Source organism: Hydrogenophaga sp. (assembly GCF_041633695.1).
Classification (GTDB): Bacteria; Pseudomonadota; Gammaproteobacteria; order Burkholderiales; family Burkholderiaceae_C; genus Hydrogenophaga.
The window spans coordinates 1-26,106 of sequence record NZ_JBFJMY010000009.1; the positions used below are offsets into that span (position 1 = coordinate 1).

A 26,106-nucleotide genomic window follows, 5' to 3' on the forward strand; every position below is an offset into this window, starting at 1 on the left:
CGACGACCTGGTCAGCCGCGACGCGCTCTCCAGCCAGCGACAGCAACTGTGGCTGGACCACACACAGTGTGGCCTGGGTGAACCAGAAGCCCGGCTATCCCGGCTCACCGCCTGGGTGCTGATGGCCGACCGGCTGGGACTGGACTACGGCATGCGCCTGCCCGGCTGGCAATGCCCACCAGACCAGGGCGCGGCCCACCGCGCGCGATGCCTGGAGGCCTTGGCCCTGTGTTGAACATGGCCACCCACCGGCTGGGCCAACTGCCCCGCGACGCGCGCGACACCTTGTTCCTGCTCGCGGTCATCGCCTGGGTGGTGTTCATGAAGATCGCCCACATTCCGTGGTGGTGCAGCCTGCTCACGGTCGGTGTGCTGGCTTGGCGCACCCGCTTGGCTTTGCGCAGCCTGCCGCTGCCGGGCTGGACCTGGCGCCTGGGCCTGCTCGTGCTCACTTTGGGTGCGACCTGGCTCACACACCGCACCCTTTTGGGGCGCGATGCGGGTGTCACGCTCATCGTGGTGCTGCTGGCCTTGAAGACGCTGGAATTGCGTGCCCGCCGCGATGCCTTTGTGGTGTTCTTTCTGGCCTTCTTCACCCTGCTCACCCACTTCTTCTATTCACAATCCTTGCTCACCGCTGCAGGCATCCTGCTCGCCCTGTTGGGCTTGCTCACCGCCCTGGTCAACGCCCACATGCCGGTGGGACGCCCGCCCTTGATGGCTGCGGCGCGCATCGCGGCCAGCATGGCGGCGCTGGGCGCGCCGGTCATGCTGGTGCTGTTCATGTTGTTCCCGCGCCTGGCACCGCTTTGGGGCTTGCCCAGCGACGCCCAGAGCGGCCGCACCGGTTTGTCGAACCAGATGGAGGTGGGTCAAATCGCCAGACTGGTGCTCGACGACGGCATCGCCATGCGCATCCGTTTTGAGGACGCACCACCGCCACAGAACGAACTCTACTTTCGGGGCCCGGTGTTGAGCGATTTTGATGGCGTGCGCTGGCGCCCGCTGCGTTCGGGCTTTCCGGAAAGCATGGCTCTGGCCAGCGGGCTTTCGGTGTCGGGCGAACCGGTGCGCTACGAGGTCACCATGGAGCCGCACAACCAGAGCTGGCTGCTGGTGCTGGACGCCGCCTTGCAAGCGCCGGTATTGCCAGGCACCGAGGTCTATATGAGCAGCCAGTTGCAATGGCGCGCCCGCCAGGTCGTGACCCAGCTGGTGCGCTACCGGGCGGAGAGCTACCCCCAATTCCGCCACGGCCCACGACAGCCTGTGGTGGGCCTGCAGGACTACACCGAACTGCCACCGGGCTACAACCCGCGCACCCTCGCCCTGGCGCAGGCGCTGCGCCGCGAGATCGGCAGCGGCCCGGCCTTCGCGCCGGCCCTGGTCAGCGCGGCCATGGAGCGCCTGCGCAGTGGTGGCTACAGCTACACGCTGGAGCCTGGCCTGTATGGACGCGACACCGCCGACGAGTTCTGGTTCGACAAGCGCGAGGGCTTTTGCGAACACATCGCGTCCAGTTTCGTGATCCTGATGCGCGCCATGGACATACCCGCGCGCATCGTCACCGGCTACCAGGGCGGAGAACTCAACGGCGTGGGCGGTTACTGGACGGTACGCCAACGCGACGCCCACGCCTGGACCGAGGTCTGGCTGCAAGACCGGGGCTGGGTGCGCGTGGACCCGACCTCGGCCGTGGCCCCCGGGCGCACCGGCTCGCTGGAGCGGCTCCTCGCGCCCGAAAATGCGTTCACCGGCGCTTTTCGCAAACTCAACCCCACTTGGACCGCCCAGTGGCGCGACGTCTGGGACACGGTCAACGACCGTTGGAACCAATGGGTGCTGAATTACACGCAAGGCCAGCAGCTGCAGTTGCTCAAGAAGCTGGGCTTTTCTTCGCCCAGCTGGACCGATCTCGCCTATGTGCTGATCGCCGTGGTGGTGCTGGTCAGTCTGGTTGGCGCGGGCTGGACCTTGTGGGAGCGCCAGCAGCACGACCCCTGGCTGCGCCTGCTCCAGCGTGCGCGCAAGCGCCTGCGCCGCCTAGGCCTGGAAAGCGCCGACAACACCCCGCCGCGCACCTTGGCCGCACTGGCACAGAAACACCTGGGTGCCACCGATTTCAGCCAAAGCCTGGGTTCGTGGCTGCTGCGGCTGGAAAACCAGCGCTACGCCGCCAACACCGCGCTGTCGCTGGCTACACTGCACAAGGAATTCCAGCAACTTGCATGGCCCAGGGAGGGCACTCGGTGACCGTATTTTTTCGTTTCGTCGTTTCCACGGCCCTGCGCGGCGTCCGCTGCGCCGCCGTGCCGCGCCTGTTCTGGTTCGCCACCATGGGTGTGCTCGCCCTGCCCGGCTGTGCGCTGGCCGGCAAAAGCAGCCCGGCCAAACAGCGCCCCAGCGTGGCCGCGCCCGCCTACACCTACGGCATGAGCAGCACGGCCATGGCTTTTGCCGACGATCTGGCGCTGCGCCGGGATCTGGACCCCAGCTGGGTGCGCCAACACATGGCCCAGGCCGAGCGCCTGGACCGCGTCGCCCGCCTCATGGCGCCGGCACCCAGCGGCACACCCAAGAACTGGGCCACCTACCGCGCGCGCTTCATCGAACCGGTGCGGCTGCGCGCCGGCCAACGCTTCTGGCAAGACAACCAGGCCACCCTGGCCCGCGCTGAGGCGGAGTTTGGCGTGCCCGCCAGCCTGATCGTGGGCGTGATCGGCGTGGAAACCCTTTACGGCCAGCACACCGGCAACTTCCGGGTGATCGACGCCCTGGCCACGCTGGCGTTTGACTTTCCCACCAGCCACCCGCGGGCGGATGCGCGCACCGAATTCTTCAAAGGCGAGCTGGAACAGTACTTCAGCCTGACCTGGCGCGCGGGTATGGACCCACAAGCCTTGCGCGGCAGCTACGCCGGCGCCATGGGCTGGCCGCAGTTCATGCCCAGCAGTTGGGTGAAATACGCGATCGACTTCGATGGTGATGGCCGGGTCGATCTGTTCAACAGCCAGGCCGACGTGATCGGTTCGGTCGCCAACTACTTCAAGGCCTTTGGCTGGCAGCCGGGCATGCCCACCCACTATCCCGTGGCGTTCGACCCCGCGCGCCTGGACAAGGACAGCCTGCTGGCCCCGGACATACTGCCCACCTTCAGCGTCGAAAGCTTCACCGCCAAAGGCGCGGTGCTGCAAGGTGTCGCCTTGTCGCACACCGGCAAGCTGGCCCTGGTGGAGCTGGAAAACGCGGGCGCGGCACCCAGCTACGTGGCCGGCACCGAGAACTTCTACGTGGTGACGCGCTACAACTGGAGCAGCTACTACGCGCTGGCGGTGATCGAACTCGGCCAGACGATCGAGGCCTTGCTCGGCAAGCCCTGAGGCCCACAGCCCGCAGCGTCACCAGTTGGTGATCGACGGGTTGTGGAAGGTGTAGCTGTTCGGGAACGCCAGGTTCGAAAACGAAAACGACAGGCTCACATCCAGCGCGGTCACCTGGTGCCACCAGCCCAGGGGCAAGAACACGGTTTCGCCCGGCTCGACCACCACCTCCAGCACCGTGGCCTGTGCGAACAGCGGGTAGCGCTGCAAATCGGGCCGATCGATATCCACCGGGCTGTAAACCTCAAAGTGGTTGTAAAGCAGCGGCGTCTGCAGCGGCGATATGAAGCGCCAGCGCTTGCGCCCCACCACCTGGGTGTGGCACAGCATCAGCGTATCGTGGTGCAGCGGCGTCACCGTGCCAGCCGGGCCGAACCAGAACGAGGCGTGGCGCGCCAGTTCCTCGGCTTGGCAAAAGTCGGGCAGCGTGCCGATGTCGGCCAGCAGTGGCGCGAACGCGGGTTGGCGCAAGGCCTCGTTGTTGGCGGTCAGGTAGTAGTCGTTGGTGGCGCCACCCGCCAGCACCTGGTCCACAAAATCCGCCAGCCGCACACTGCGTTTGTGGTCCATCTTGTTGACCTCGTAGTTCGGGTCGGCGCTGCGCTCGGCCTGGATTTCCACCTGCTGCTGTCCAAAGCGCTCGCGCAGATCTTGTGGCGACCAGCGCCGCATGGCCGGCCAGTCGCGCGCAACATCGGTCAGCACCACCGGGCGGCTGCCATAGACGTATTGCGCGAGAAACTCGGCCCGCGACACACCGCTGCGTTTTTCCACTTGGCCATAGTGCGGGTCCAGCACCCGCACCCGGTGCTGGTTGGCCAGCACCGACTCCAGCTTGAGGGTGATCTGCTGCATCTTGCGCGCGGCGAGAAACGCTGGATCGGACTCCATCGCGCGGATCGCCTGCGCACTCTGTTCGGCATCGACACCGGCCTGGGTCATCGTCAACAGCATGGATTCGGGCGTGCACTGGCGCAAGCGGTTCTCGGCGATCCACTGCCGCCAACCCGCGTCGAGCACACGCGTGGCGACCGATTCGGGGCGGGGAGCGGGAGGGAGCACAGGTTTCATGATGGATTCGATCGGCATGCTGATATCAGACACGATTGTGCCGTCTGCGCCGCAGGTCCTAAACCGCAGCGACGGGCAAACGGCTACCGCCTTTGAGCGAAAAATCACCGCGTAAACGGCGCCGCCAGGGCACTTCGATCCAGCGGTAGCAGGCCAGCGACAAAAACACCGTGCCCGCCAGGGCCAAGGCGTGCAGCGTGGGCGTGCCCCAAGCACCCAACAGTTGCATGCTCAACACCGTCACCACCGACCAGTGCACGATGTACAAGGCGTAGCTGGCTTGGCCCAGCAACACCATCCAGGGACGCTCCAGCAGTGGGCTCAACCAGGTGCGGCCACTGGCCACGGCCAAAATCACACCGACAAAGGGCAGGATGAAAAAACTGTACTTGCTGGACACATCCAGCAGCCACCACCCGGCGCTCGGGCCGGTATAGGACGGTGCCATGATGCGCCAGCCTATCAACAGCAAACACAGCGTCAACACCAGATTGCGACGCCACAACGACGCCAGCCAGCGGGGCGCCCGGTTCGGCCCTGCTTCTGGCAGTGGACCCAGAAACCACTGCCCGGCCAGGCAACCGGCCAGAAATTCGCTGTAGCGCAGCACAGGGTTGTAGACCGTGACCAGGTATTGCGTGGTCGGTTCGACCCGCCAGACGTAGTTCATGCTGTGGATCACCGCCACGTACAACAAAGTGCCTGTCAGCACAGTGACCAACAGAGCCAGCAGCATCCACGCGGGCCGCTGGGCACGCCGGGAGAGCGCGCAACAGACCCAGGGAAAACTGGCGTAGAAAAAGAACTCCGCCGCCACGCTCCAGGCCGGGGTGTTCCAGAACATCGCAAAAGGAACCGCCGGTACCCAGGCCTGCAGCCCCACGGCATTGATCAACCACGAGGCCCAATACGTGGGCGCCTCGGCGGGCAAGGCCCCGGCGCCGATGCGCTCCAGCACATGCCAGGGCGTATCGAGCAGCAGCCCGAACAGGTAGACCGGGTAAATGCGCGCCAGACGAAAGCGCTGGAACCAGCCGTAGCGCCAGGCGTCCACCCCTTGCGCAAACCAGTCGCGGTAGCGGTAGGTGAGGATGAAGCCGCTGAGAACAAAAAAGAAGGTGACGCCGTATTGCCCACCAACGATGGCCTGCAGCAACCAGGGCGGCAGCGGGCCGAGCAGATCGCGGTAGTGCAACACCACCACCGCCAGCGCGGCAATGAAGCGCAAACTGGTCAGCGCGCTCAAATGGCTGCGTGGCGGCATGGGCGGCAAAGCCAGGGCTGTGGCTGTGAACACATGCCCGCGAGTTTAGCGGGGCCGCCCGCACCGTGGCCCCAACTGGCGCGTCGCAGCGCGCCCAACCTAGTTCGGTGTCCGGCTCAGTGCGCCACGGGAACCAGAAAGTCCTGGCTGATGCGTCCGCCCAGATCGTTGACACGGTCCAGGAACTGGGTCAGAAACGCGTGCAGGCCGCTGCCCAGGATTTCATCGATGCGCGAGTACTGCAAATCGGCGCGCAACTTGCCCGCAAAACGCGTGGTCTCGCCCGACTGCGCATTGGCCACCACGGTGAGGTTGTTGACCACTTCGTTGATGCAGTTGTGCAGGCTTCTGGGCATGTCGGCGCGCAGGATCAGCAGTTCGGCCACCTTCACCGGCGTGATCACGTCGCGGTAAACCTTGCGGTAGACCTCGAAGCCACTCACGCTGCGCAGAATCGCACTCCATTGGTAGAAGTCGAAGTCCTCCTCCATGGCCGCAGCGTCGCTTGCGTGGTCGCTGTAGGCGGCGTGGTACTTCACATCGAGCAGGCGTGCGGTGTTGTCGGCGCGCTCCAGAAAGGTACCCATGCGGTAGAAGTTGTAGGCCTCGTCGCGCAACATGGTGCCAATCGCCACACCGCGTGAGAGGTGCGAACGGAATTTGACCCATTCAAAAAACTGGCTCGGGTCGCGCTCGAATTCCTTGCCCTTGAGCATGCGGCCCAGTTCCAGCCAAGTCTGGTTCTGGGTTTCCCAGAACTCGGTGGTGAGCGAGCCACGCACCGCCCGCGCGTTTTCGCGCGCAGCCCGCAGGCACGAGTAGATGCTCGACGGATTGGCTTCGTCGCGGACCATGAAGTCCAGCACATTGCGTGGCGTGATCTCGGCGCCGTATTTTTCCTTGTAGCTGGGCATGAGCTCGCTGATCACCAGCAGCCCTTCCCAGCCCGCTTGCGCCTCGACGCTGGATTGCGGCAGCAGCGAGGTCTGGTAGTTCACATCCAGAATGCGCGCGGTGTTTTCGGCCCGCTCGGTGTAGCGCGACATCCAGAACAGGTGGTCGGCGGTTCTTGACAGCATCATGGTGTAGCTCCGTTCTCCAGAATCCAGGTGTCTTTGGTGCCGCCGCCTTGCGACGAATTCACCACCAGAGAACCCTCTTTGAGGGCCACCCGCGTGAGGCCACCGGGCACCATCTGCACCTCGGAGCCCGACAGCACGAAAGGACGCAAGTCGATGTGGCGCGGCGCGATGCCACTCTTGACATAGGTCGGACAGGTCGAGAGCGACAGCGTGGGCTGGCCAATGTAGCCATCGGGCTTGGCCACGATGGCTTTGCGGAACTCTTCGATCTCGGCCTTGGTGGACGCCGGCCCCACCAGCATGCCGTAGCCGCCCGCACCATGCACCTCCTTGACCACCAGGTCTTTGAGGTTGCCCAGAATGTATTTGAGATCTTCCGGGTTGCGGCCCATGAAGGTCGGCACGTTGTTCAGAATCGGTTTCTGGCCCAGGTAGAACTCGATCATCTTGGGCACATAAGGGTAGATCGACTTGTCGTCGGCCACGCCCGTGCCCACCGCGTTGCAGATGTTCACGTTGCCATTGCGGTAGGCATCGAGCAGACCGGCACAGCCCAGGGTCGAGCTGGGCCGAAACGCCAGCGGGTCGAGAAAATCGTCGTCGACCCGGCGGTAGATCACGTCCACCCTTTGCGGCCCACGCGTGGTGCGCATGTAGACGAAGTTGTCCTTGACGATCAGGTCTTGCCCTTCCACCAGTTCCACGCCCATTTGCTGCGCCAAAAAAGCGTGCTCAAAATAGGCGCTGTTGTGCATGCCGGGCGTGAGCACCACCACGGTGGGATCGTCCGATGTGGTGGGCGCCACGGCGCGCAGGGTTTCCAGCAACAAGTCGGGGTAGTGGGCCACCGGCGCCACGCGGTTCTGCCCGAACAGCTCGGGGAACAGCCGCATCATCATCTTGCGGTCTTCCAGCATGTAAGACACGCCGCTGGGCACGCGCAGATTGTCTTCCAGCACGTAGTACTCGCCCACACCATCGGCGTTCGGTGCGCGCACCATGTCCACGCCCGAGATGTGCGAATACACGTCGCAAGGCACGTTCACCCCCATCATCTCGGGGCGGAACTGGGCGTTCTGGAGAATCTGTTCAGCGGGAATGATCCCGGCCTTGATGATTTCCTGGTCGTGGTACACGTCGTGGATGAAGCGGTTGAGCGCCGACACCCGCTGCACCAGTCCTTCTTTCATGCTGCGCCATTCGTGCGAGGGAATGATGCGCGGAATCAGATCGAAGGGGATCAGGCGTTCGTTGCCCACCGCGTCTTCGTCTTTGTCGCCGTACACGGCAAAGGTGATGCCCACGCGGCGAAATATCACCTCGGCTTCTTCACGCCGGTCTGCCATCACTTCTGGCGGCTGCTCGGCCAACCAGCGCGCGTAGCTTTGGTAGTGGCTACGCACCTCGTCGGGCGAGGCGTTCATCTCATCAAAAGTGTGTTTGCTCATAGGCTTGATCTCCTGAATACAGCATAGCAAGTACTGAGCCAACACACACGCTCCCCGACCCGGATTGCGCATTTATATCGACTGGATCGCTCCGCCTGCGGTCAATTGGCCCCCATGCGCCCGTCCGGCCGGTGGTTCCAATACCGGCGCTGCGCATCGCGCTGGCACTGCATCTGTTCAGGCGCCCAACTGCGCCACCAGGCCGCGCCACATTCGGGCGACGCCACCCACGCCATGCCGCGCTCGCGGTATCGATCCAGCACCAAGGGTGCCGGGTGGTGGAAGGGGTTGAGGTAGCCGGACTGGATCACCACCCACTGGGGACGCAGCACGTTGAGCAACACCGGACTCGACGAACTCTGGCTGCCGTGGTGCGGGGCCAGCATCACGCTGGCGCGCAAGTCGGGGTACGCCAGCGCGAGGCGGACTTCTTGCGCCGCTTCGATGTCACCGGCCAGCCAGGCGCTTTGTTGCGGGTTGTGCACCCGCAGCACGCAAGACATGGCGTTGCTCGAGCGGCGCCGACCATCGCCGGGCGCGTAGTCTTGCGGCTCCGGATGCAGCAGTTCGAACACCACCCCGTCCCATTCCCAACGCTGTCCCGCCAGACAGCGCCGCTGCGCATCGGCGTCGAAGGAACTCAGCCATTGCGCTGCAGGAAAAGCCGCCCGCACCGAATCCGAGCCTCCTGCGTGGTCGCTGTCGCGGTGGCTCACCAGCACGGTGTCGGGCTGTTCTCCCATGGCGCGCAACAGCGGCACCACCACCTGCTGGCCCGCATCGCCCCCCGACGCGTAGCGCGGACCGGTGTCGTACAACAAAGTGTGCGAGGCGGTGCGCACCAGCACCGCACCACCCTGCCCCACGTCCAGCGCCAGCAGTTCGAATTCGCCGGGAGCTGGCCGGGGCGGCGTCCACAGCAGGGCCGGCCACAGCAAAAGCACCCCACCCAAGCGCAGCGCCCAGGGCAGGCGCAACACCAGCAACATACCACCCAACACCGCCGCCACGGCCAGCGGCAGCGGCGCGATCGCGCGGTGCACCGACGCCCAAGGCCAGTCCGCCCAGGCGGCCAGCACCCAGATCAATGCCCGCACCGCCCAAGCCGCCAAATCCCAGACCGGTGGCACCAGCACGCCCAGCATGGCCAAGGGCGTCACCAGCAAGGTCACCCAAGGAATCGCCAGCAGGTTGGCCGCCAGGCCGACCACCGAAAACTGGCCGAACAACATCAGCGTCAAGGGCGCCAGCGCCACGGTCACCACCGCTTGTTCGCGCAACAAGGCCAGGCCTGCGCGCAGCGAGCGACGCCCCCAGGCGGCGCTCGCTGCTGCGGCACGCTCGGCGCCGACGCGGCGACCGGGGTCGGTGGAAAACAGAATGCCCACCGCGACAAAGCTCAACCAGAAGCCCGCCTGCATCAAGGCCCAGGGGTCGAGCAACAGCACTGCCGCCATGGCCAGCAGCCACACCGCCGGCCAAGGCCATTGCCGGGCGCCCAGGCGCAAAAACAGCACCACCGCCAACATCAGCAGCGTGCGTTGCGAGGGCACTCCCCAGCCCGAAAAAACGGCATATACCAGGGCCAGCGACAGACCACCCACGGCAGCGGCCCGGGGTGCGGGACAGGCCAGCAGCAGGCCAGGCACCACTCCCGCCAGGCGGCGCCAACTCCAGCGCACCAGCGCCATGGCCAGCCAGGCGAACATGGTCACGTGCAGACCGGAGATGCTCATCAAATGGGCCACCCCGGTGGTGCGGAACAGGTCCCAATCGCTGCGTTCTATGGCGGCTTGGTCGCCCGCCACCAGCGCGGCCAGCACACCTGCGCTGCGGGGTTCTGCCACCCGTTGTTCGATGGCCTGCACCACCTGTTGTCGAGCCGCAGCCACCGGATGCCAGGCGGTCTTGCCCAACAACGCGGGCGTAGGGTCGCGCGCGCCCGTCTTGACATAGCCAGTGGCTTGTATACCCTGCTCCCACAACCAGCGTTCGCGGTCAAAACCGTGCGGATTGGCGTTGCCGTGCGGGCGGCGCAGGCGCACCACGAAGCGCCAGCGCTCCCCAGCGCCCAGTCCGGGGCTGGCCGCGCCCTGCTGCCCGCGCCCGCCCCAGCTGTTCCAAGCCAGCTGCACCCGCTCGGGCAAGACCACCGAATGGCCGTCGAGCTGGGCCGCCTCCACCTGAAAGTCGAAGCGTTCGCCCTGCGGGCTGCGCTGGGGCATGGACGCAACGCGCCCGGTCACCACCAAGTCCACGCGTTCCAGTTCGGGTTGGAGCGCCTGCGACAAATACACCTCGGACCGCGCCCCGGTCAGGCCAAAGCCCAGCGCCACTCCGGCCAACAAGGCCAGGGCCTGCATGGCCGGGCGCCACCGTACCGGGTTTGCGGGTGAGCGCCACCGCACCAGCAAAGGCACCGCCATGGCCAGCAAGGCCAGTACCACCATGAGCCCGTAGATCCAGAACGGCCATAGGCTGGCCTGCTGCAATTGCAGGGCCACCCCGAGAACCCATCCCATGAGAGAGAAACCCATACCGCGCCGCCGTCCAGGTCAGCGCGTTCGTCGAACCCGGCTCTCCAACATCCGCAAGCCCGGAAAAAATACGGACCGCGGAACTGTCATAGGTGCGCCCACTTTTGGCGCGAGACTTGCTAGTATGGTCAACAACGGTTTCTGCAAACGCTTTGCTTGCGCAGACATTTTTTGTCCCCCTGAATAAAGGCAAAAGCATGGCCATCCACGTCGCCCTGAGTCACATCACGCATTATCGGTACGACCGCCTCGTCGAACTCGGCCCTCAAATCGTTCGACTGCGCCCCGCGCCGCACTGCCGCTCCAAAATCGTCTCGTTTTCGCTCAAGGTCGAACCCACGGGCCATTTCGTCAACTGGCAGCAAGACCCGTTCGCCAACTACCAGGCCCGCTTGGTCTTCCCTGAAAAGGTGAACGAATTCAAGGTCACGGTGGACGCGGTGTTTGAAATGGCCGTGTACAACCCGTTTGACTTTTTCCTGGAGCCCGAGGCGGAGGAATTCCCCTTCACCTACGACCCGGAACTCAAAGAAGAACTCGCGCCCTACCTGACGCCCGACCCGGTGACGCCGCTGGTCCAGGCCTATCTGGACAAGATCGACCGTACCAAGCGGCGCACGGTGATCTTTCTGGTTGAGCTGAACCAGATGCTCAGCCAGGACATCAAATACCTGATCCGCATGGAGCCGGGCGTGCAAACGCCCGAGGAGACCCTGAAGCTGGCCAGCGGCTCGTGCCGCGATTCGGGCTGGCTGCTGGTGCAACTGCTGCGCAATTGCGGCCTGGCCGCGCGCTTTGTGTCGGGCTATCTGATCCAGCTGAAGTCGGACGTGAAGGCCCTGGACGGCCCCAGCGGCACCGAGGTCGATTTCACCGACCTGCACGCCTGGTGCGAGGTCTATTTGCCCGGTGCGGGCTGGATCGGCCTGGATGCGACTTCCGGCCTGATGGCGGGTGAAGGCCACATTCCGCTGGCGTGCACGCCCGTGCCGTCTGGCGCAGCCCCGATTGAAGGCGGCGTGAGCAAGAGTGAGGTCAGCTTCGCGCACCACATGGGCGTGACGCGCATTTACGAATCCCCACGGGTTACAAAACCTTATACCGAAGAGCAGTGGGCCGACGTGCTGGCGCTGGGCGACGCTGTGGATGCCGAGCTGGAGGCAGGCGATGTGCGTCTGACCATGGGTGGCGAACCCACTTTTGTGGCCGATAGCGACCGCGACGCTGGCGAATGGAACACCGATGCGCTGGGCCCGACCAAGCGTGGATTCGCCACCGAGCTGGTGCACAAACTGCGCGCGGAATACGGCCAGGGCGGCTTCCTGCATTTTGGCCAGGGCAAGTGGTACCCGGGTGAGCAGCTGCCGCGCTGGGCGCTCAACATCTACTGGCGCGCCGACCAAGAACCGGTGTGGGCCAACCCTGCGCTGTTTGTGGACGAGCGCAAGCCCACGCACTACACCAGCGCAGATGCCAAGCGCTTCACCGAAACGCTGGCACGCAAACTGGGGATCACCGACCAGTTCATGCAGCCGGCCTATGAAGACGTCTGGTACTACATGTGGCGCGAACGCCGCCTGCCGGTCAACGTCGATCCCTTCAACTCCAGGCTGGAAGACGAAATGGAGCGCGTGCGCCTGCGCCGCGTCTTCACCCAGAAACTGGACGCGGTGGTCGGCTACCTGCTGCCGCTCAAGCCCACGGATAAACCGCAGGCCATTGGCCCCGCGTGGACCAGCGGCCAGTGGTTCTTGCGCGACGAACGCATGTACCTGATGCCCGGCGACTCTCCCATGGGTCTGCGCCTGCCGCTGGATTCGTTGCCTTGGGTGAACGAGGCCGATTACCCCTACATGGTGGAGCAAGACCCGACCAGCCAGCGCCCCAACCTGGCGCCCCGCCATGCGATGGCGGCGCGCTACGTGGCCGGCTCAGATCAAGCCCCGGAAGCAACGCGGAAATTCCAGACCCCAACGGGCATGGCATCGCTGCTGCCCACCGGGAATGCACGAACCGCCGCCCAGACCGAGCCCGCCGACTTCGACCGCGTGCCCGCCCTGAACGAGTCCGCCGCCTGGATCAGCCGCACAGCGCTGTGCGTGGAAGTGCGCGACCCGCGCCGCGCCAGTGGCCCCAAAGCCGAAATTAAGGGCAAGGCTTCGTCGGTGCTCTATGTCTTCATGCCGCCGCTGGAGAAGCTGGAGCACTACCTCGACCTGCTCACCGCCATCGAGGCCACAGCCGAAGAACTCAAGTTGCAGCTCGTGCTGGAAGGCTACCCGCCACCGCGCGATCCGCGCATGAAGCTGCTGCAGGTCACCCCCGATCCGGGCGTGATCGAGGTCAACATCCATCCGGTGACCAATTGGCGGGAACTCGTGAAAAACACCGAGTTTCTGTACAACGCGGCCTTCGAATCGCGCCTGTCGGCCGAGAAGTTCATGGCCGATGGGCGCCACATCGGCACCGGCGGTGGCAACCACTTCGTGATGGGTGGCGCCACGCCATCGGACAGCCCGTTCCTGCGCAAGCCCGAGTTGCTGGCCAGCTTGCTGCTGTATTGGCACAACCACCCGTCCCTGAGCTACCTGTTCAGTGGCATGTTTGTCGGCCCCACCAGCCAGGCGCCGCGTGTGGACGAAGCCCGCAACGACCAGCTGTACGAGCTGGAAATCGCGATCGAGCAGATCTACAAGAACCGCGAGGTGTACGGGCAGACCATGCCGCCCTGGATCGTGGACCGCACGCTGCGCAACATCCTGATCGATGTCACCGGCAATACGCACCGCAGCGAGTTTTCCATCGACAAGATGTACTCGCCCGACTCCGCCACCGGCCGCCTGGGCCTGCTGGAGTTGCGCGCCTTTGAAATGCCACCGCACCCGCACATGAGCAGTGCCCAGCAGTTGCTGCTGCGCGCACTGGTCTCTCGGTTCTGGAAGAGCCCGTTCAAGGCGCCGGCCACGCGCTGGGGCACCGAGCTGCACGACCGCTTCATGTTGCCCACGTTCATCAAGCAGGACTTTGACGACGTGATTGCCGACATGAACCGCGCAGGCTACGCGTTCGACACCAGCTGGTTTGCGCCGCACTACGAGTTCCGGTTCCCGGTCATTGGCTCGATCAACACCGGTGGCATGGAGCTCACGCTGCGCAACGCACTGGAGCCCTGGCACGTGATGGGCGAAGAAAGCGCGGCAGGTGGCAACGCCCGCTATGTGGACTCGTCGCTGGAGCGCATCGAAGTGCGCGTGACCGGCATGAACCAGAGCCGCTACGTGGTCACCTGCAATGGTGAGGCCTTGCCCATGCAAAACACCGGCACCGTGGGTGAGTTTGTGGCGGGTGTGCGCTACAAAGCCTGGAACCCACCCAGCAGCCTGCACCCCACCATCGGCGTGCACGCACCGCTGACCTTCGACCTCGTGGACACCTGGTCCAAGCACTCGGTGGGCGGCTGCGAATACCACGTGGCCCACCCCGGTGGCCTGAGCCCCGAAAATCTGCCGGTGAATTCGTTCGAAGCCGAAAGCCGCCGCCTCTCCCGCTTCAAAGCCATGGGACACACGCCAGGCGCGATCGTGGTGCGTCCGGCTACGATCCACGTGCCGGGCAGCCGCGAGTTCCCGTTCACGCTGGACCTGCGGCACCAAAAATAACCACTTCCTTTTTCGAATACCTCACAAACCATGGCATCTCTCAATTTCATCGGCGGCGAAAAAGGCGGCGTGGGCAAATCGGTTGCGGCGCGGGTGCTGGCCCAGTACTTCATCGACAAGGGGCAACCGTTCAAAGGCTTTGATACCGACCGTTCGCACACGACGTTCGCACGGTTCTATGCGGACTACGCGTCGCCCGTGGTGGTCGACACCTACGAGGGCCTGGACCAGATCGCGGGTGTGTTCGAGGACATGCCGGCGGTGGGCGTTCGGCCCAGCGTGATCGTGGATCTGGCAGCGCAAACGGCCGCCCCGGTGGCGCGCTGGATGCGGGACTCCGATGTGCTGGCCCTGCTGGGCAGCATGGGGGTGACCGTCAACTTCTGGCACATAGCCGACGTCGGCAAGGAATCGGTGGATCTGCTTGATCGCCTGATCAACACCTATGGCGCGGGGCCCAACTATTTCGTCGTCAAGAACGAAGGCCGGGGCAACGATTTCTCTCAGCTGGAGAGCTCGCCGGCCCTGAAGAAAACCCTGGCTTTGGGTGGGCAGGTCATCAGCCTGGGCCTGCTGCACGAAGCCAGCATGCGCAAAATCGATCGCCGCAACGCCAGCTTCTGGGCGGCCGTTCACACCAAGAACGGACCCGATTCGCTGGGCATGCTGGAACGCGAGCGCGTGAAGCACTGGCTGCGCGGCACCTACGCCAGCCTGGACACGCTGCCTTTGGCCTAAAGCCTGGTCCCGATGACCTTGCGCGCACCAAGAAGGGGATTGTTGCGTTCGTGAGGGATGCAACACCCCGGCCCCAGTGAAACGGCAGCGGGACCGTGCTGCGGGCATACTTGACACCGTGAAACCAGACGCACCCGACTCCCTGTTCGACGAGCTCCGCAACGAGTCGCCCTGCGATTGGGCGCTGTCCTTGTCGCTGCCCGCCGACCCAGGGCATCTGGACGAGTTGCGCAACTCGGCCGCCGAAGCCGGCGCCGACCCCGCCACGTTGTCGCCGGCCTGGCAGCGTTTTTTCGACCACCTGGGTGAAAACGGGTTCGACGACCTGAACCGCCGCCACAAGAACCTGCAGCGCCAGATCCGCGATAACGGCGTGACCTACAACGTTTACGCCGATGCGTCGGGCCTCAAACGCCCCTGGGCGCTGGACCTTTTCCCCATGATGGTGGAGCCGCAAGCCTGGGCCCGTATCGAAGCCGGCGTGCAGCAGCGCGCTCGCCTGCTCAATGCCATCATGGGCGACCTGTACGGCCCACGGCAGCTCTTGCAGCAAGCCCTGCTGCCAGCCGCCCTGGTGCAAGGCCACCCCGGCTACCTGCGCTCCATGCAAGGCATGACGCCGCTGGACGGCACCTGGCTGCACATCGTGGCTTTTGATCTGGCCCACGGCCCCGACGGCCAATGGTGGGTGGTGGGACAACGCACACAAGCCCCGTCGGGCCTGGGTTATCTGCTGGAAAACCGCATCGCCATCTCGCGCCAGTTTCCCAAGGCCTTCGCCTCCATGAAGGTGCAGCGCCTGGCCGCCACCTACCGCGCTCTGATGGACAACATCAAACGCGTGGTGCCCGAGGGCAGCGACGCCCGCATCGCCCTGCTCACGCCCGGCCCCTACAACGAAACCTATTTCGAGCACGCCTACCTGGCGCGCTACCTGGGCCTCACCCTGGTCGAAGGCAACGACCTCACGGTGCGCGACCAGCGGCTCTACCTCAAGACCTTGAAAGGTCTGGAGCCGGTGCATGCGCTGATCAAGCGGCTCGACGACGAATGGCTGGACCCGCTGGAGCTGCGCTCCGACTCCACCCTGGGTGTGCCGGGCCTGCTGCAGGTGCTGCGCGCCGGCAACCTCCTACTGGCCAACGCGCCCGGCTCGGCGCCACTCGAATCCAGCGCCCTGCTCGGCTTTCTGCCGGCCATCAGCCGCCACCTGCTGGGCGAAGAACTCAAGCTGCCCTCGCTGGCCACCTGGTGGTGCGGCGAAGAGGCGGCCCTGCGCGAAGTGCTGCCCCTGCTCGACCACAGCGTGATCAAGCCCACCTACCCGCGTTCCGGGCTGAACGCGGCCATTGGCCAGACCCTGCAACAGCGCGAGCTCGACGAATGGTCGGGCCGCATGGTGCGCCACCCCGACAACTACACGGTGCAGGAATACCTGCCGCTCTCCCAGACCCCCACCTGGACCAACGAACGCCTGACACCGCGCTCCGCCATGTTGCGCGTGTTTGCGCTGGCCGATGGCCCCGACTCCTGGCGCGTGCTGCCGGGTGGCTTGGTGCGGCTGGCGCCACGTGGCCAGCTGGTGGCGGCCATGCAGCGCGGCGGCAGCAGCGCCGACTGCTGGGTCATGACCGAAGGCCAGGTGGACCGCACCAGCCTGCTGAAGAGCGCGCCCAGCACACTGTCCATGGCGCACCAGAAGCGCCCGGTGACCAGCCGTGCCGCCGAAAACCTGTTCTGGCTCGGTCGCTACACCGAACGCGCTGAAAACGGCATCCGCCTGGCGCAGATCGTGCTCAACCACCTCAGTGGCGAGGAGCCCAATTCCCAAGGGCTGATGAAATGGCTGTCGGCCACCGCGCGCGAATGTTCGCTGGTGCTGGAAGACGTGCCCGGCGCCGAACAGTCTGCCCGGGTGTTTTCGCGCAGCCTCATTGCCGGCCTCTCGCCCGACGGCAAAGACAAGGACGCACCACCGTCGTTCAGCGTGGGCTACAACCTTGGCTCGCTCAAGGCCTCGGCCTCGAAAGTGCGCGAACGCCTGTCGCAAGAGCACTGGAATTTGATCGAGCGCACCGAAGCCGAATTTGCCCGCGACTGCGCCACCCTGCACACCGGCTCCGAATACGCCAGCGCCGAAGCCCTGGCGGCGCTGCAAAACGCCAGCGAACTGCTGGCCGCCATCACCGGATCGCAGACCGACCGCATGGTGCGCGACGATGGCTGGCGCCTGCTCTCCATCGGGCGCCACATCGAGCGCCTGAGCACCCTGGCGCGTGCGCTCGCGCTCGGCCTGGAACACGGCTGCATCGAAGACGGCGTCGGCTTTGAATCCGTGGTGGCGCTGTTCGACAGCACCATCACCTTCCACGCCCAGTACCAGCAACGGCGCGACATGGTCGCGCTGGTCGACTTGCTGGTGATGGACCGGGACAACCCCCGTTCGATCGCCTGGGTGGTGCAGACACTGCGCGCGCGCCTGGCCAAACTCTCACAAAGCGCCACGCCACAAGACGCGGTTCTGGCCATGGGCCTGCCCGACCCCGACACCTGGGTGCTGGCGGATCTGAGCAACGGCCTGCGCGGCACCGATGGGATCAAGAACCACACCGAGCTGATGGCCTTGCTGGTCGAATGCGAAATCGCGAGCAACGAGCTGTCGGACGAGATCACGCGCCTGCATTTCAGCCACGCCGACCAGCGCAGCCAGAGCCTGGGAGCTTGAAGATGTTGCTGCGCATACTGCACAAAACCTGCTACGAATACCAGATCGGCATCAACCTGGCGCAGCACATGGTGCACCTGACACCTGTGGACACCGGCTCGCAGCAGGTGCAGGCGCACACGCTGACCATCGCCCCCGAACCCGCCGCCCGCAGCCAGACCGTGGACGTCTACGGCAATGTGCGCACCTTTTTTTCGCTGCAGGCGCCGCACGAAACCCTGACCGTGGAAGCCGACAGCCTGGTGCAAACCCGCCCTCCCCGGCCGCTGCCCGACAGCCCAGCCTGGCAGGCCACGACCTGGGAGGCCGTGCGCGAGCACTTTCGCTACCGTGCCCAGGCGCCCTACGACGCGGCGAGCGAATTCGGCTTTTCCTCGCCCTACGTGCCGCGCGACGACGCCTTCGCCGCCTTCGCCCGCCCGGCCTTCGCGCCCGGCCTGCCCATGCTGGAAGCTGCGCGCCGGCTCATGGAGCGCATACACACCGAACTCAAATACGAAACCGCCAGCACCGAAGTCAACACACCCGCACTTGAAGCCTTGAAACAAGGCAAGGGCGTGTGCCAGGATTTCGCCCACATCATGCTGGGCTGCCTGCGCAGCCTGGGCCTGCCAGCGCGCTACGTGAGCGGCTACCTGCTGACACAACCCCCGCCCGGCAAACCCCGCTTGATCGGCGCCGACGCCTCGCATGCCTGGGTCGCCGTCTACTGCCCCCGGCCCGAAGGCGACGAAAGCATGGCCGCAGACGGTGCAGACAGCAAAGGCATCTGGGTCGACTACGACCCCACCAACAACAATTGCGGCTGGGGCAGTCCGGGCGAAGACTACGTCACCCTGGCCACGGGCCGCGACTTCGCCGATGTCTCGCCCATGCGCGGCGTGATCCAAGGTGGTGCGCAGCACACCCTGGAAGTGGCCGTCACCGTCGCGCCGCCCGACGAAATCGCCGCCCTGCAAGAAGCCTGAAGCACGCCGCCAGCGGGCCCATGAATCGGCCTGATGCAAGCGCGGCAAGCAGGTCCCGAGTGGCCTCACCACTTGCAACGGCCCCTACAATGAAACGCTTCACTTCCAGGAGCCCCGCATGAGCGTTTACGACCAGTTGTCCAGCCTTGGCATCGAACTGCCCCCCGTTGCCATTCCCGCCGCCGCCTACGTGCCGTTTGCGCAAAGTGGCAAGCTGATTTTTCTGAGCGGCCACATCGCCAAGAAAGACGGCAAAGTCTGGGTCGGCCAGGTCGGCCTGACCATGACCACCGACGAAGCCAAGCTGGCCGCCCGCGCCGTGGCCATCGACCTGCTGGGCACCCTGGACGCGGCCTGCAAAGCCGCCGGCGGCGACCTCAACAGCGTCAAACGCATCGTCAAGCTCATGAGCCTGGTGAACTCCACCCCCACCTACACCGAACAGCACCTGGTCACCAACGGCTGCTCGGAACTCGTGGGCCAGGTCTTCGGCCCCACCGTGGGCGCACACGCCCGCAGCGCCTTTGGCGTGGCACAACTGCCCATGGGCACTTGTGTGGAAATTGAACTGATCGCCGAACTCGCTTAACCGCGAAGGCATTTAAGCGCCCACGCGCCGACCTTTCCGCAACACGGGGCACGCACCTTGGCCATGACCCCCGTGCCGCTCGACAAGGCCTACCGCCTGCTCAACCATGGGCCCACCGTGCTCGCCGGCAGCTCCCATGCAGGGCGCAGCAACGTGATGGCCGCCGCCTGGGCCATGCCACTGGACTTTGACCCACCCAAAGTCGCCGTCGTGATCGACAAGGCCACCCTCACCCGCCAACTGGTCGACGCCAGCGGCCTTCTCAGCCTGAGCGTGCCCTGCCTGGCCCAGGCAGAACTCACCCGCGCCGTGGGCGGTGAGAGCGGCCTTGACCACCCCGACAAACTGGCGCGCTGCGGCGCGCTGTTTGAACCCGGCCCACACACCGGCTGCCCCCTGGTGCAAGAGGCCATCGCCTGGATGGAATGCCGCGTACTGCCCGCCACCGCACACGTGGCCGGGCCACACGACCTGATCCTGGCCGAAGTGCTGGCCGCCTGGGCCGATGAGCGCGTATTCAGCCAAGGGCGCTGGCACTTTGAGAATGCCCCGGACGCATTGCGCAGCCTGCACCATGTGGCAGGCGGGTTTTTTTATGCGGTGGGTGAACCGGTGGTTCCGGAGCGTGGCCACTGACCTGCAATGCGGTGTTGGCCAAAGCCATGGGTAATCCCCCCTATGTCCACAACACCAGGCATCTCGCCCTCCATGAAGACGTATGCCGTTTCGTGATTTGCCTTGATCGCCCTTTAGCCAGTCTTCGTCCCGCTCAGAGACTGCAACGTCCAACTCAATCCAGCCGGACCTTCTCAACCAGAAAATCGAGAAATGCGCGCACACGTGCAGGCAGGTAACCGCCTTGCCCGAGGAAGACGGCGTGGATTTCTTCCCTGTCGCCGGGGTTGCAGTCTTCCAGCACGACCTGGAGCCGTCCGGCGGCAACGTCGTCTTGAACATGGAAAGCCGCGAGCCGCGCCAGGCCTAACCCTGCCAGGGTCAAGCGCCGCAATGCGCCGCCATCGCTGACTTGGGCATTGCCGGTGGTCGCCACGTTGGTGGTTTGCCCTTGGTCGAGCAAGGGCCAGCCCTCCATCGACCGCGCGTAGTTGAAGCCCAGCCGGTTGTGTTGCTCCAGGTCGGCCGGCCTGCTGGGCACGCCATGGCGCTCCAGGTAGGCGGGCGCGCCGACGATGACCATGCGGGTGGCGCCCAGCTTGCGTGCCAGCAGGCGCGAACTTTTGAGCGGGCCGGCCCGCACCGCCACGTCTGCGCGTTGTTCCAGGATGTCGATCACCTCGTCGGTCAGCACGATGTCGAGCGTCACGTCCGGGTGCCTGGCCAGAAACGCCGGCACCAGCGGTAACAGGAAATGCTCGCCGAACGGCACGTTGGTGTTGACGCATAGCCGGCCGCGCGGCGCGTCGTTGGTGGCCGCGCCCCGCTCCGCCTCTTCCAGATCGGCCAGCACGCGCACGCTGCGCTCGTAGAACACGCAGCCTTCCGGGGTGAGTTGCACCTGGCGCGTCGAGCGGTTGACCAAGCGCACGCCCAGGCGGCTTTCAAGCCGCCCCACCAATTTGCTGACCGCCGAAGGCGTCATGCGAAATGCCCGTGCGGCGGCGGAAAAACCACCCAGCTGCACCACGCGCACGAAAACCTCCATCTCTCCCGACCGGTTGACATCCAGACGCGCCATATGAATTGAACTCACAAATGTTGTGCCGCTGGGCAGTCTATCGCATAAATTGATACGAAATCACAATTCATACGCAATCAGCACTTCAACTCACATAGACAAGACCATGCCTCTCGCTCTTTATGCGCTCACCGTCGGTGCCTTCGGCATCGGCGTCACCGAATTCGTCCTCATGGGTTTGCTGCTGGAGGTCGGCGCCGAGTTTGGCGTCTCCCTCCAGGCGGCCGGTTGGTTGATTTCCGGCTACGCGCTGGGCGTCGTCGTTGGCGCACCGCTGATCACGGCGATGACCGGACACTGGCCGCAAAAACGCGTGCTGCTGGGCCTGATGGTGATCTTCACCCTGGGCAACGCCGCCTGCGCACTCGCCCCGAGTTATGGCTTTTTGATGACCGCCCGCGTCTTGGCTGCGTTCGCCCACGGCACCTTCTTCGGCGTCGGTTCCGTGGTGGCGACCTCCTTGGTGGCACCCAACAAGCGCGCGTCCGCCATCGCCGTGATGTTCACCGGCCTGACGATGGCCAACATCCTGGGCGTGCCATTCGGCACCTGGCTGGGGCAGGCTTTTGGCTGGCGCGCCACCTTCTGGGCGGTGGCGGGCGTCGGTGTTGTCGCGTTGGTCGTGATCGGCCTTTTCGTACCGCGAAGCGAGACCAAACCCGAAGCTGGCGACTGGCGCGCCGATCTGGCCGCCATGGCGCGCCGCCCGGTCTTGCTCGGGCTGCTGACCACGGTGCTGGGCTATGCCGGCGTGTTCGCCGTGTTCACCTACATCGCACCGCTGCTCACGCAGGTCGCGGGTTTCGATGAGGCCGCCGTGTCGCCGATTTTTCTGGTGTTTGGTGTGGGCCTGGTGGTCGGCAATCTGCTCGGCGGCAGGCTGGCCGACCGCTACCTGGTGCCCACCGTGCTGGGGAGTTTGATCGTATTGGCGTGCGTCCTGGGCCTGATGACTTTCGCGCTGCACAGCCAGGTTTTGGTCGTCATTTTTGTGGGGCTGCTGGGTGCCTCCGCGTTCGCCACCGTGGCGCCGTTGCAAATGTGGGTGCTGGAAAAGGCACAGGGCGCAGGCCAGAGCCTTGCGTCGAGTTTCAACATCGCCGCCTTCAACCTGGGCAATGCCTTCGGCGCCTGGTTGGGTGGCGTCGTCATCGCGCACGGCCCCGGCCTGGGTGCCATCACCTGGGTGGCGGCGCTGTTGCCCCTGTGCGGCTTGGGTGTGGCCCTGCTTGCGCTGCGGCTGGTGCCCGCCCAAGGCCACGTGGGCCAGGCCCAGCTTCTCCACGAACCCCACTGACCGAAAACAAGGACCCACCATGACCACCAACCCCATTGCCCGTTTTCCCGTTCACCCCCATGCCCGCCGCCCGACCTGGCTCCACCGGCTCATGGCACTCGCGCTGGCGGCCTCGGTTGCCGTGCCCGCTGCCGTGAACGCAGCCGAATCCAGTGCCTGGATCGGCAGCTGGGCGGCCAGCCCCCAACCGACCTGGGGGTCGGACTTCGCTTTTCCCACCAATATCCCGGCCACATTGGAAAACCAGACGCTGCGGCAAGTGGCCCGCCTCAGCCTGGGCGGCCGGCGCATGCGCATCGTGCTGTCCAACGAATACGGCAGCCAGCCCTTGTTCATTGGCGCGGCGCATGTTGCGCTGGCCGGCGCGGGATCGGCGATCGTCAGCGGAACGGATCGCGCGATCACTTTCGGCGGCAAAGCCTCGGCCACCGTGTTGCCGGGCGCGCCGCTGGTGAGCGACCCGATCGATCTGGCGGTCGCGCCCCTGGCCCAGGTGGCGGTCAGTGTCTTTGTACCAAACGAAACACAGGCCACCACCTTTCATTGGGATGGTCGCCAGACGGCCTATCTGGTGCAAGGCAATCAGGTCGCCGCCCAACGCATCGACACCGATACCACCACAGGTGCACGCATCTTCTTGAGCGGCATCCAGGTTGAATCCACGGCCGCAGCCGGTGCCGTGGTGGTGATCGGCGACTCCATCACCGACGGCAATGGCGCGACCATGGACGCCAATGCGCGCTGGCCCGATTTCCTGGCCGCGCGCCTGGCACCCCAAAACTGGGCGGTGCTCAATGCCGGTATCTCTGGCGCACGCCTGCTCGGCGACCGCATGGGCGCGAATGCATTGGCTCGCTTTGACCGGGACGTGCTGAGCCAAGCGCGGGTCAAAACCGCTGTCGTCCTGCTGGGCATCAACGACATCAGTTGGCCGGGAACGGCGTTCGATCCCCAGGGCGCAACGCCTTCGGCCGACGCGCTGATCGCCGGGTATCGCCAACTGGTCGCTCGCGCACATGCCCGGGGCGTGCGCATCGTCGGCGCGACGCTGACGCCGTTCGAAGGCGCGCTGCCGGGCACGCCGCTGGAGAACTACTACCAAAAGCACAAAGACGAGCTGCGCCAGCACATCAATACCTGGATACGCAGCAGCGGCGCATTCGACGCCGTGGTCGACTTCGACGCGCTGACCAGAGACCCTTCACACCCGGCGCGCCTCCGACCAGAATTCGACTCGGGCGATCACCTGCACCCAGGGGACCGTGGCAACAAAGCCATGGCCGAGTCCATCGACCTGAGCGTGCTTTTCTAGCGCGATCGCGTGCACGCTTCATCTACACCCCGAAAGGAAAGCCCTTCATGAAAATCGATCTCTCAGGCAAAACCGCCATCGTCACAGGCTCCACGGCCGGCATTGGCTACGCCATCGCAAAAGGTTTGGCACAGGCTGGCGCCGACGTGGTGCTGAACGGCCGCACGGCAGCCGCTGTCGAACAGGCCGTTGCCACGCTGGCCGCAGAGGTTTCACCCGCGAACATACGCGGCGTTGCGGCCGACGTCGGCACCGCCGAAGGCTGCGCGGCCTTGGTGGCGGCACAGCCCAGCGCCGACATTCTGGTCAACAACGTGGGCATCTACGGGCCGCAAGACTTCTTCGAGATTCCAGATGCCGAGTGGACACGCTTCTTCGACGTGAACGTCATGTCGGGCGTGCGCTTGTCCCGTGCCTATCTGCCCGGCATGGTGGAACGCCATTGGGGCCGCGTGCTGTTTCTGTCCTCGGAGTCGGGACTGAACATCCCCGCCGACATGATCCACTACGGCTTCACCAAGACGGCGGGCCTGTCGATCTCGCGTGGTCTGGCCAAGCGCGTTGCCGGTACAGGCGTTACCGTCAACGCCATCCTGCCCGGCCCGACCTTGTCGGATGGCCTCGAAGCCATGCTGCAGGAAGCTCAGGCTGCGTCGGGTCAGTCCATGGAAGAGACGGCGGCCGCCTTTGTGATGAAGCACCGCCCCAGCTCGATCATCCAGCGCGCGGCGAGCGTCGAAGAAGTGGCCAATATGGTCGTCTACGTCGCTTCTCAGCAAGCTTCGGCCACCACCGGCGCGGCGCTGCGCGTGGATGGTGGGGTGGTCGAGACCATCGCTTGATGCCATCCCGTCGCAGAAGTGCTTCGGCTCACGCGCGCAGCTGGCTCTCAGCTGCTATTACCGCGCCGAGATGGGCGAAATTTCGGGTTCGTTGAGACGGTCGCTCAAACGGCCAGCGATGGAGCATGCCGGCGATACCTCTATGGCTTCCCCGCAAACCCGTTTCGATTGCTGGCGATAGTCCTTCAAGAACCGGGATTCACTCCCACTCGATCGTGGCAGGCGGTTTGCTGGACACGTCGTAGGTCACCCGGTTGATGCCACGCACTTCGTTGATGATGCGGCCGGACACCTTTTTGAGCAGCGCGTAAGGCAACTCGGCCCAGTCGGCGGTCATGAAATCGCTGGTCTGCACCGCGCGCAGCGCCACCACGTAGTCGTAGGTGCGGCCATCCCCCATCACGCCCACGCTCTTGACCGGCAGAAACACGGTGAAAGCCTGGCTGGTCAGATCGTACCAGCTTTTGCCCGTGGCTTCGTCTTTGAAATTGCGCAGTTCTTCGATAAAGATGGCATCGGCCTGACGCAGCAGGTCGGCGTACTCCTTCTTCACTTCGCCCAGAATGCGCACACCCAGACCTGGGCCCGGGAACGGGTGGCGGTAGACCATGTCGTGTGGAAGACCCAGCGCCACGCCCAGTTCACGCACCTCGTCCTTGAACAAATCACGCAGGGGTTCCAGCAGTTTCAGGCCCAACTGCTCGGGCAAGCCGCCCACGTTGTGGTGGCTCTTGATGGTCACGGCCTTCTTGGTCTTGGCGCCACCGGATTCGATAACGTCCGGGTAAATAGTACCTTGTGCCAACCACTTAGCGCCTTTTGTTGATGCACCACTTGAGATCAACTTGGCGGCTTGGGCTTTGAAGACTTCGACGAATTCGCGTCCGATGATCTTGCGTTTGGCTTCAGGCTCACTCACGCCAGCCAAGTGGCCCAGGAACTGGTCGGCCGCGTCCACGCGGATCACCTTGGCGTGCAGTTTGCCCACGAACATGTCCATCACCATGTCGCCCTCGTGCAGGCGCAGCAGGCCGTGGTCCACGAACACGCAGGTCAGTTGGTCGCCAATGGCGCGGTGGATGAGCGCGGCGGCCACGGACGAATCCACACCGCCGGACAAGCCCAAAATCACCTCTTCATCGCCCACCTGCTCGCGGATCAGGGCCACGGCCTCGGCGATGTGGTCGCGCATGACCCAGTCGGGCTTGACCTGGCAGATGTTCAGCACGAAGCGTTCGAGCAGCGCCTTGCCCTGCACCGTGTGGGTGACTTCGGGGTGGAACTGCACCGCGTAGTAGCCACGCGTTTCATCGGCCATGCCGGCAATGGGGCAGGACGGGGTGGACGCCATGAGTTTGAATCCGGGCGGAAGCTCGGTGACCTTGTCACCGTGGCTCATCCAGACCTTGAGCATGCCGTGGCCTTCGGGCGTGGTGAAATCGGCGATGTCTTTTAGCAAGGCCGTGTGGCCTCGGGCGCGCACTTCAGCGTAGCCGAA

At 65.0% G+C, this 26,106-nt stretch carries 18 protein-coding genes and 1 pseudogene; 12 read left to right on the forward strand and 7 right to left on the reverse strand.

The window, feature by feature from the left end; translation table 11 throughout:
* The 3 genes and pseudogenes from ABYB95_RS01145 to mltB all read left to right on the forward strand — a co-directional run.
* A pseudogene (locus ABYB95_RS01145) lies at positions 1-235 on the forward strand (DUF58 domain-containing protein); the annotation flags it as partial.
* Positions 236-237: 2 nt separating this feature from the next.
* Positions 238-2,253 (forward strand): transglutaminaseTgpA domain-containing protein, encoded by a 2,016-nt coding sequence (locus ABYB95_RS01150; RefSeq protein WP_372656583.1) that lies wholly within the window; start codon positions 238-240, stop codon positions 2,251-2,253.
* A gap of 83 nt (positions 2,254-2,336) precedes the next feature.
* On the forward strand, positions 2,337-3,380 hold the full coding sequence (gene mltB / locus ABYB95_RS01155; RefSeq protein WP_372656597.1) for a lytic murein transglycosylase B: 1,044 nt from the start codon (positions 2,337-2,339) through the stop codon (positions 3,378-3,380).
* Positions 3,381-3,398: 18 nt separating this feature from the next.
* Here mltB and ABYB95_RS01160 read toward each other — a convergent pair whose 3' ends face one another.
* From ABYB95_RS01160 to ABYB95_RS01180, 5 genes are all read right to left on the reverse strand, one after another.
* Complete coding sequence (locus ABYB95_RS01160) at positions 3,399-4,451, reverse strand: cupin-like domain-containing protein (protein WP_372656584.1); 1,053 nt, start codon at positions 4,449-4,451, stop codon at positions 3,399-3,401.
* 58 nt (positions 4,452-4,509) lie between these two features.
* Positions 4,510-5,748: an acyltransferase family protein gene (locus ABYB95_RS01165; RefSeq protein ID WP_372656585.1), complete on the reverse strand. Its 1,239-nt coding sequence runs from the start codon at positions 5,746-5,748 to the stop codon at positions 4,510-4,512.
* Positions 5,749-5,831: 83 nt separating this feature from the next.
* Positions 5,832-6,794 carry an alpha-E domain-containing protein gene (locus ABYB95_RS01170; protein ID WP_372656598.1) on the reverse strand — a complete coding sequence of 321 codons (963 nt, stop codon included), beginning with the start codon at positions 6,792-6,794 and terminating at the stop codon, positions 5,832-5,834.
* The gene (locus ABYB95_RS01175; protein ID WP_372656586.1) at positions 6,794-8,245 is read right to left on the reverse strand and encodes a circularly permuted type 2 ATP-grasp protein; all 1,452 of its coding nucleotides are present in this window, start codon (positions 8,243-8,245) and stop codon (positions 6,794-6,796) included. Before ABYB95_RS01175 ends, ABYB95_RS01170 begins: the two co-directional genes overlap by 1 nt.
* A gap of 101 nt (positions 8,246-8,346) precedes the next feature.
* Entirely contained in the window at positions 8,347-10,767 is a 2,421-nt protein-coding gene (locus tag ABYB95_RS01180; protein ID WP_372656587.1) for a DNA internalization-related competence protein ComEC/Rec2, read from the reverse strand.
* Between the two features lie 212 nt (positions 10,768-10,979).
* Here ABYB95_RS01180 and ABYB95_RS01185 point away from each other — a divergent pair, with 212 nt between their 5' ends.
* The 6 genes from ABYB95_RS01185 to ABYB95_RS01210 all read left to right on the forward strand — a co-directional run bounded on the left by ABYB95_RS01185 (position 10,980) and on the right by ABYB95_RS01210 (position 20,097).
* Positions 10,980-14,441: a DUF2126 domain-containing protein gene (locus ABYB95_RS01185; protein WP_372656588.1), complete on the forward strand. Its 3,462-nt coding sequence runs from the start codon at positions 10,980-10,982 to the stop codon at positions 14,439-14,441.
* Between the two features lie 30 nt (positions 14,442-14,471).
* Entirely contained in the window at positions 14,472-15,179 is a 708-nt protein-coding gene (locus tag ABYB95_RS01190; RefSeq protein ID WP_372656589.1) for a mobilization protein, read from the forward strand.
* Between the two features lie 118 nt (positions 15,180-15,297).
* A complete protein-coding gene (locus tag ABYB95_RS01195) occupies positions 15,298-17,904 on the forward strand; it encodes a circularly permuted type 2 ATP-grasp protein (RefSeq protein ID WP_372656590.1) in 2,607 nt (868 codons plus the stop codon).
* Between the two features lie 2 nt (positions 17,905-17,906).
* Positions 17,907-18,872 carry a transglutaminase N-terminal domain-containing protein gene (locus tag ABYB95_RS01200; protein WP_372656591.1) on the forward strand — a complete coding sequence of 322 codons (966 nt, stop codon included), beginning with the start codon at positions 17,907-17,909 and terminating at the stop codon, positions 18,870-18,872.
* A gap of 118 nt (positions 18,873-18,990) precedes the next feature.
* Positions 18,991-19,461, forward strand: coding sequence for a RidA family protein (locus tag ABYB95_RS01205; RefSeq protein ID WP_372656592.1), 471 nt, complete (start codon positions 18,991-18,993; stop codon positions 19,459-19,461).
* Between the two features lie 63 nt (positions 19,462-19,524).
* Positions 19,525-20,097: a flavin reductase family protein gene (locus ABYB95_RS01210; RefSeq protein WP_372656599.1), complete on the forward strand. Its 573-nt coding sequence runs from the start codon at positions 19,525-19,527 to the stop codon at positions 20,095-20,097.
* Positions 20,098-20,251: 154 nt separating this feature from the next.
* Here ABYB95_RS01210 and ABYB95_RS01215 read toward each other — a convergent pair whose 3' ends face one another.
* A complete protein-coding gene (locus ABYB95_RS01215; RefSeq protein WP_372656600.1) occupies positions 20,252-21,157 on the reverse strand; it encodes a LysR family transcriptional regulator in 906 nt (301 codons plus the stop codon).
* 106 nt (positions 21,158-21,263) lie between these two features.
* Here ABYB95_RS01215 and ABYB95_RS01220 point away from each other — a divergent pair, with 106 nt between their 5' ends.
* The 3 genes from ABYB95_RS01220 to ABYB95_RS01230 are packed head-to-tail and all read left to right on the forward strand — an operon-like array spanning position 21,264 to position 24,608.
* Positions 21,264-22,454: an MFS transporter gene (locus tag ABYB95_RS01220; protein ID WP_372656593.1), complete on the forward strand. Its 1,191-nt coding sequence runs from the start codon at positions 21,264-21,266 to the stop codon at positions 22,452-22,454.
* Between the two features lie 19 nt (positions 22,455-22,473).
* A complete protein-coding gene (locus ABYB95_RS01225) occupies positions 22,474-23,766 on the forward strand; it encodes an SGNH/GDSL hydrolase family protein (protein WP_372656594.1) in 1,293 nt (430 codons plus the stop codon).
* A 47-nt stretch (positions 23,767-23,813) separates the two neighbouring features.
* Entirely contained in the window at positions 23,814-24,608 is a 795-nt protein-coding gene (locus ABYB95_RS01230) for an SDR family NAD(P)-dependent oxidoreductase (RefSeq protein ID WP_372656595.1), read from the forward strand.
* A 199-nt stretch (positions 24,609-24,807) separates the two neighbouring features.
* Here the strand turns inward: ABYB95_RS01230 and guaA are convergent.
* Positions 24,808-26,106: glutamine-hydrolyzing GMP synthase (guaA, locus tag ABYB95_RS01235; RefSeq protein ID WP_372656596.1), on the reverse strand; the 1,299-nt coding region annotated here is incomplete at its 5' end.